The sequence below is a fragment of the Enterobacter cloacae complex sp. P14RS genome (genome assembly GCF_014895895.1).
GTDB lineage: Bacteria > Pseudomonadota > Gammaproteobacteria > Enterobacterales > Enterobacteriaceae > Enterobacter > Enterobacter bugandensis.
In genome coordinates, this window is sequence record NZ_JADBQM010000011.1 from 337990 (window position 1) to 345401 (window position 7412).

8 protein-coding genes are annotated in these 7412 nt (G+C 53.4%); 2 read left to right on the forward strand and 6 right to left on the reverse strand.

Annotated elements, in window-relative coordinates:
* Window positions 1-26 precede the first annotated feature (26 nt).
* Entirely contained in the window at window positions 27-725 is a 699-nt protein-coding gene (nlpE, locus tag IM295_RS10830; protein ID WP_048960338.1) for an envelope stress response activation lipoprotein NlpE, read from the forward strand.
* 47 nt (window positions 726-772) lie between these two features.
* Here the strand turns inward: nlpE and proS are convergent, their stop codons facing one another.
* The 6 genes from proS to metN form a co-directional block, all read right to left on the reverse strand.
* Window positions 773-2491: a proline--tRNA ligase gene (gene proS, locus IM295_RS10835; protein WP_193066668.1), complete on the reverse strand. Its 1719-nt coding sequence runs from the start codon at window positions 2489-2491 to the stop codon at window positions 773-775.
* A gap of 112 nt (window positions 2492-2603) precedes the next feature.
* Complete coding sequence (tsaA, locus tag IM295_RS10840) at window positions 2604-3311, reverse strand: tRNA (N6-threonylcarbamoyladenosine(37)-N6)-methyltransferase TrmO (RefSeq protein WP_193066669.1); 708 nt, start codon at window positions 3309-3311, stop codon at window positions 2604-2606.
* Entirely contained in the window at window positions 3308-3712 is a 405-nt protein-coding gene (rcsF, locus tag IM295_RS10845; protein WP_008501883.1) for an Rcs stress response system protein RcsF, read from the reverse strand. The genes tsaA and rcsF overlap by 4 nt, the downstream gene beginning before the upstream one ends.
* 106 nt (window positions 3713-3818) lie before the next feature.
* Window positions 3819-4634, reverse strand: coding sequence for a methionine ABC transporter substrate-binding lipoprotein MetQ (gene metQ, locus IM295_RS10850; protein WP_014168729.1), 816 nt, complete (start codon window positions 4632-4634; stop codon window positions 3819-3821).
* 40 nt (window positions 4635-4674) lie between these two features.
* The gene (locus IM295_RS10855) at window positions 4675-5328 is read right to left on the reverse strand and encodes a methionine ABC transporter permease MetI (RefSeq protein ID WP_014168730.1); all 654 of its coding nucleotides are present in this window, start codon (window positions 5326-5328) and stop codon (window positions 4675-4677) included.
* The gene (metN, locus tag IM295_RS10860) at window positions 5321-6352 is read right to left on the reverse strand and encodes a methionine ABC transporter ATP-binding protein MetN (RefSeq protein WP_028015600.1); all 1032 of its coding nucleotides are present in this window, start codon (window positions 6350-6352) and stop codon (window positions 5321-5323) included. Before metN ends, IM295_RS10855 begins: the two co-directional genes overlap by 8 nt.
* 188 nt (window positions 6353-6540) lie before the next feature.
* Here metN and gmhB point away from each other — a divergent pair, with 188 nt between their 5' ends.
* Complete coding sequence (gene gmhB / locus IM295_RS10865; RefSeq protein WP_193066670.1) at window positions 6541-7107, forward strand: D-glycero-beta-D-manno-heptose 1,7-bisphosphate 7-phosphatase; 567 nt, start codon at window positions 6541-6543, stop codon at window positions 7105-7107.
* The last annotated feature ends 305 nt before the right edge of the window (window positions 7108-7412 follow it).

The window sequence follows — 7412 nt, forward strand, 5'->3', positions numbered from 1 at the left end:
AACACAATTTTCATAAGGAATTCATTGTGAAAAAAGCATTATTTTCAGCGCTGGCAGTGAGTACACTGTTTGCGCTTTTCGGGTGTAACAACCGTTCTGAAACGCAGGTTTTGCAGCCAGCGCAGAATGAAGAGTTAAAGCCAATGCAGCAGAGCTGGCGCGGCGTATTGCCTTGCGCGGACTGCGAAGGCATTGAAACGTCACTGTTCCTGCAAAAAGACGGTACCTGGGTGATGAACCAGCGCTACCAGGGGGCGAAAGAACCCTCTTCATTTGCCACCTACGGGACATGGGCGCGTACGGCGGAGAAGCTGGTCCTGACGGATACCTCCGGTGACAAAACCTGGTTCCGCCCTAAAGGTGAGAACATGGAAATGCTCGACCGGGAAGGCAATCCGATTGAATCCCAGCTCAACTACACGCTGACGCCGGTGAAAGCGGCGTTGCCAGCCACGCCAATGGCGATGCGGGGGATGTATTTCTATATGGCGGATGCGGCGATCTTTACTGACTGCGCTACCGGTAAGAAAGTCAGCGTGGCAAACAATGCGCAGCTTGAACGTGATTACGCCGTGGCGCGCGGCAATGACAGCAAGCCGGTATTGCTGACGGTTGATGGTCACTTTACGCTGGAGCCAAACCCGGATAGCGGGGAGATGGTGAAAACGCTGGTGGCAGATAAAGACGCGAAGTTTGTCGCGGGTAAAGACTGTAACAGTAAATAAATTGACGTTGAGCCATTAAAAAACCCCGCCAGAGCGGGGTTTTTTGTTTAGCCTTTGATGGCTTTCACCAGGTAATCAAGAATATCGCCGGTCTTGATCATCTGTTTTTCGCCGTTGCGACGGTATTTGTATTCAATCTCATCGCTGTCGAGGTTACGGTCGCCGATGACGACGGTGTGCGGGATACCGATCAGTTCCATATCGGCAAACATCACGCCCGGACGCTCTTTACGGTCATCCATCAGCACTTCGATACCCTGAGCGCGCAGCTCGGCGTACAGCTTCTCGGCCAGCTCCTGCACGCGGTAAGACTTGTGCATGTTCATTGGCAGAATGGCCACCTGGAACGGCGCGATATTGTCCGGCCAGACGATGCCGCGCTCGTCGTAGTTCTGCTCGATGGCCGCAGCCACCACGCGCGTTACCCCGATACCGTAGCAGCCCATGGTCAGGATCTGGTTACGGCCATCTTCACCCTGAACGGCGGCGTTCAGCGCACGAGAGTATTTATCACCCAGTTGGAAGATGTGGCCCACTTCGATACCGCGCTTGATCATCAGCGTACCCTGGCCGTCCGGGCTTGGGTCGCCTGCAACCACGTTACGGATGTCTGCCACTTCTGGGGTCGCTACGTCGCGATCCCAGTTGATGCCGAAGTAATGTTTACCGTCGATGTTAGCACCCGCGGAGAAGTCGCTCATTGCAGCAACCGTGCGGTCAATAACGACAGGAACCGGCATATTCACCGGACCGAGAGAGCCTGGGCCGGCATTCACGACGGCGCGGATTTCCGCTTCCGTGGCGAACGTCAACGGGCTGGCGACCTGCGGCAGCTTTTCCGCTTTCACTTCGTTCAGTTCATGATCGCCACGCACCAGCAGGGCAACCAGCGGGTAAGCGCTGCCTTCGGTGGATTTCACCAGCAGCGTTTTCACGGTTTTTTCGACTGGCAGACTGAACTGCTCAACCAGCTCGGCGATGGTTTTCGCATTTGGCGTATCAACCAGCGTCATCTCTTGCGTTGCCGCGCCGCGAGGTTCTTTTGGTGCCAGCGCTTCTGCAAATTCGATGTTCGCCGCGTAGTCTGAAGAGTCAGAGAAGATCACATCGTCTTCACCGCTCTGCGCCAGAACCTGGAACTCATGGGACGCGCTACCGCCGATGGAGCCGGTATCAGCCTGCACAGCGCGGAAATCCAGACCCATGCGGGAGAAGATTTTGCTGTAAGCCTCGTACATTTTGTCGTAGGTCTCTTGCAGCGATTCTTGTGACGTATGGAAAGAGTAGGCATCTTTCATCAGGAATTCGCGAGAGCGCATCACGCCGAAACGTGGGCGCACTTCGTCACGGAACTTGGTCTGGATCTGGAAGAAGTTCAGCGGCAGCTGTTTGTAAGAGCTCAGCTCGTTACGAATCAGATCGGTAATGACTTCTTCATGCGTTGGACCGAGAACGAATGGACGCTCGCCGCGATCGACGAAGCGCAGCAGTTCTGGGCCATATTGCTCCCAACGACCGCTCTCCTGCCACAGGTCAGCGGGCTGAACCACGGGCATGGACACCTCGATAGCACCGGCGTTGTTCATCTCTTCACGCACGATGTTTTCGACTTTTTTCAGAACGCGCACGCCGGTCGGCAGCCAGGTGTATAACCCGGAGGCCAGCTTGCGGATCATCCCGGCGCGCAGCATCAGCTGATGGCTGATTACTTCGGCGTCGGCAGGTGTCTCCTTCAGAGTGGAGAGCAGATATTGGCTAGTACGCATGTTGTTACGGTTCCATTTCGACGATTGGAACAGGCTGAAACGCCAGCCTGACACAAAAAAAGTGGTTTAGTTTACCAGTGTGGCAAAGATGCCAAAAGAGAGGAGAACAAAATTACCTGGGTTCAAGGGCAAACACTTCGAAACCTGCCCCAGTGACGCGCCAGCGCACGTTAAAATCCAGCAGCCAGACGGCGTACGTCTTTCCTGCTTCCTCTTCTTTGCGGTAGGCCGGACGGGGGTCCTGTGCCAGAACTTCAGTGATGAAATGCCGTAAGCGAGGATAGCGTTTCTCCAGCTGACTCAGCTGTAAGGCTATCTCAGGCGTAAACGAGACTGGCATATCCGCCTGCGGTGCGTCCTGAGCGTAGCTTGCACGCGCATTCGGGAGGGATTCGGCGAAAGGCAAATAGGGTTTAATGTCGATAACCGGCGTGCCGTCAACCAGGTCCAGGCTGCCCAGCTCAAGGATGACCTGATCCTTCTGGCAACGTATGCCTTTCAGTTCAACCAGCGACATCCCGATCGGATTGGGGCGGAAGGTCGAACGAGTCGCAAACACGCCCATTCTCGCATTTCCGCCCAGGCGCGGGGGACGCACGGTGGGACGCCAGCCGCCTTCCATTGTCTGGTGAAAAACAAATACCACCCATAAGTGACTGAAAGACCCGAGCCCGCGTACCGCATCGGCCTGGTTATAAGGTGCCTGAAGATGAAGCTCGCCGCTGCCGCTGGTGACCAGACCGGGCTGGCGGGGCACGGCGAACTTCTCTTTATACGGAGAGTGGATAACGCCTATTTGCTCAAACTGAAATGCACTCATTTCGCCGTAATGTTCAGCGCAGAACCGATGCAAACCGCCTGACGGTAGCAGCCCGGCGTGCCGCTGGTGACTTCGCAGCTGTGCAGCAGCACCGCGTTAGCTTTCATTTTTGCGGCGTTAATCTGCATGCGTTTACGCGCAGTCGGGATATTCGGTGGAGAGTCCTGATTGGTTGCCTGACAGGATTCACCGCTCACTTCACCCAGTTCACGGAACGGTTTGCCGACCAGTTCGTCAGCCTTGGTGATAATGCGAACCGGCGCAGGGCGAACCACTTTCGGTTTTGCAGGCTCTGTTTTTGGCGGGGTTGCCGTGCTTTGAACGGGTTCAACAGGAGATCTGCTTAGCATAGAACAGCCGCTCAGCATGAGTGCTAAAAGACAGATCGGTAAAGCACGCATAATAATTCCTCAATGGATAATCAAAACGTCAGATATTGAATCAGGTGACTGCACAAATGACAAGACGGGCATAAGCCCGTCCTGATGATATTACACTGAGGTGAGATTACCAGCCTTTAACAGCGCCGCCGTTAAACACTTTGTTGGCTTCCTGGTAAACTTCGTCTGACTGATAGGCCTGGACGAACTTCTTCACGTTTTCCGCGTCTTTGTTATCTTCGCGAGTCACGATCAGGTTAACGTACGGAGAGTCTTTATCTTCAACGAAGATACCGTCTTTCGCTGGCGTCAGGCCAATCTGGCTGGCGTAAGTGGTGTTGATGACGGCCAGGGCAATCTGCGCATCGTCCAGAGAACGCGGCAGCTGCGGTGCTTCCAGTTCAACAATTTTCAGATTTTTCGGGTTCTCGGTGACATCCAGAACGGTTGGCAGCAGGCCAACGCCGTCTTTCAGTTTGATCAGGCCCACTTTCTGCAGCAGCAGCAGGGAGCGTCCAAGGTTGGTTGGATCGTTAGGCACGGCTACCTGAGAACCCGGCTGCAGTTCGTCCAGCGATTTAATTTTCTTGGAGTAGCCTGCAATCGGGTAGACGAAGGTGTTACCCACGCCAACCAGCTTATAGCCGCGATCTTTGATCTGCTGATCCAGGTATGGCTTATGCTGGAAGGCGTTGGCGTCGATATCGCCTTTGCTCAGCGCTTCGTTCGGCAGAACGTAATCGTTGAAGGTTACGAGCTCAACGTCCAGACCGTATTTTTCTTTCGCCACTTTCTGAGCAACTTCAGCAACCTGCTGTTCTGCACCTACGATAACGCCCACTTTAATATGGTTTGGATCTTTTTCGTCCTGACCGCAACCCACCAGTGCCAGAGATCCAATCAGCGCGCCTACTGCTGCAAAGGTCTTTAATTTAAACGCCATGTTTTATCCTTAACTCATCGAGTTTGTGTTGTGTGTAACGTTATTTGTGAGTAACAGTCCGGACGATGCGATCGCCAGAGAACTGGATTAAGTAAACCAGAACAACCAGCAATACCAGAACGGTATTCATCACGGTAGCGTTATATCCAATATAGCCGTACTGATAACCAATCTGTCCTAAACCGCCAGCGCCAACTGCACCGCCCATCGCGGAATACCCTACCAGAGTAATAAGCGTAATCGTTGCCGCGTTCACCAGGCCCGGCAGTGCTTCAGGCAGCAGAACCTTGCGGACGATCTGCATAGGTGTTGCCCCCATTGCACGAGAAGCTTCAATCAAACCGGTTGGGATCTCCAGCAGGGCGTTCTCCACCATACGGGCGATAAACGGCGCAGCGCCTACGGTCAGCGGAACGATAGCCGCCTGCAGACCAATCGATGTGCCGACGATCACGCGGGTAAACGGAATCATCCACACCAGCAGAATAATAAACGGGATGGAACGGAAGATATTCACCAGCGCGGAGAGCGTGCGGTAGAGCTTCGCGTTCTCAATGATTTGACCCGGACGCGTCACGTACAGCAGTACGCCTACCGGCAGGCCAATCACAAAACCAAAGAAACCCGATACAAAGGTCATTGCCAGCGTTTCCCAAACGCCGCGAACCAGTAGCCACATCATCGGCTCAGACATAACCCAGTACCTCTACTTTTACATGATGTTCTTGCAGCCAGGCGATTGCGGCCTGGGTTTCTTCTTGAGTGCCGTGCATTTCCGTCAGCATGATGCCGAACTTCACGCCACCGGCGTAATCCATCTGCGCGCTAATAATGTTGTTGTTCACGTTAAAGCGACGCGCGGTTTCGGAAAGCAGAGGGGCATCAACGGACTGACCGGTGAATTCCATACGCAACATCGGGACGCTGTCCGCCGTTGCCTCGGTTTTCAAACGCTCCAGATAATCTTCTGGAATATCCAGATGCAGCGTGGACTGAATAAACTGCTGCGCCAGCGGGGTTTTCGGATGGGAAAACACTTCGCTTACCGTGTCCTGCTCGATCAGTTCACCGTTGCTAATGACCGCCACGCAGTCGCAGATGCGTTTCACCACGTCCATCTCGTGCGTAATAAGGAGGATCGTCAGGCCCAGGCGACGGTTAATGTCCTTCAGCAGTTCCAGAATAGAACGCGTGGTGGCCGGATCCAGTGCGCTGGTAGCTTCGTCGCACAGCAGTACTTTTGGGTTGCTGGCCAGCGCGCGGGCAATAGCAACACGCTGCTTCTGCCCACCGGACAGATTTGCCGGGTAGCTATCATGCTTATCACCCAGACCCACGAGGTCGAGCAGTTCGGTAACGCGACGCTTCACTTCTTCTTTCGGCGTGTTATCCAGCTCCAGCGGTAAGGCGACGTTGCCGAACACCGTGCGGGAAGCCAGCAGGTTAAAGTGCTGGAAGATCATGCCAATTTGACGGCGCGCTTTGGTGAGTTCTTTTTCTGAAAGGGCGGTAAGTTCCTGACCGCCAACTTCTACGCTGCCCTGGGTTGGGCGCTCAAGCAGGTTAACACAACGGATCAGCGTGCTTTTACCCGCACCCGATGCGCCAATGACGCCATAAATTTGACCAGCAGGAACATGCAGGCTGACGTTGTTCAGCGCCTGAATGGTTCGGTTCCCCTGCTGGAACACTTTGGTGATATTGGAAAGTTTAATCATTAGATTATTTTTATCGTATGTAAGTTAGCCGTGGCATTTTCTTCTGCCAGATACGGGTGATGACCGTAAACAAAACGGATGTTAAGGCATCCAGACGTCTAAATCAATCCAACTCTGTACGATGAGCACTTTATTGCGCTGCGATTCATGAGATACTAGCTCAACAGGCCTTTTTCAGGAGCAAACCGGTGGCAAAATCAGTACCCGCAATTTTTCTCGACCGTGATGGCACTATTAATGTGGATCACGGTTATGTGCATGAGATCGATGAATTCGAATTTATCGACGGCGTTATAGAGGCAATGCGCCAGCTAAAAGAGATGGGCTATGCGCTGGTGGTCGTAACGAACCAGTCCGGCATCGCGCGTGGTAAGTTCACCGAAGCGCAGTTTGAGACGCTGACGGAATGGATGGACTGGTCGCTGGCCGATCGCGGGGTCGATCTTGATGGCATTTACTACTGCCCGCACCATCCGCAGGGAACGGTAGAAGAGTATCGTCAGACCTGCGACTGTCGTAAACCGCATCCGGGCATGTTTAACTCAGCGCAGGAGTTCTTGCACATTGATATGGCTGCTTCTTATATGGTGGGCGATAAGCTGGAAGATATGCAGGCGGCCTCAGCGGCGGGAGTGGGTACCAAAATATTAGTGCGTACCGGTAAGCCCGTAACACCAGAAGCAGAAAGTGCAGCGGATTGGGTGATTAATAGTCTGGCAGAGCTGCCAAAAGAGATAAAAAAGCATCAGAAATAGCCTTTTTGGCGAAAAGGTGAGCGGTCGAAATAAAAATGCATATTTCCGCTTGTCATTCCTCGGCAGCTCCCTATAATGCGCCTCCATCGACACGGCGGATGTGAATCACTTCACAGTTAACCCGGTCGGTTGAAGAGAAAAAATCCTGAAATAACGGGTTGACTCTGAAAGAGGAAAGCGTAATATACGCCACCTCGCAACGGTGAGCGAAAGCCGCGTTGCACTGCTCTTTAACAATTTATCAGACAATCTGTGTGGGCACTCAAAGTGACATGGATTCTTAATGTCTTCGGACAATAAATGAA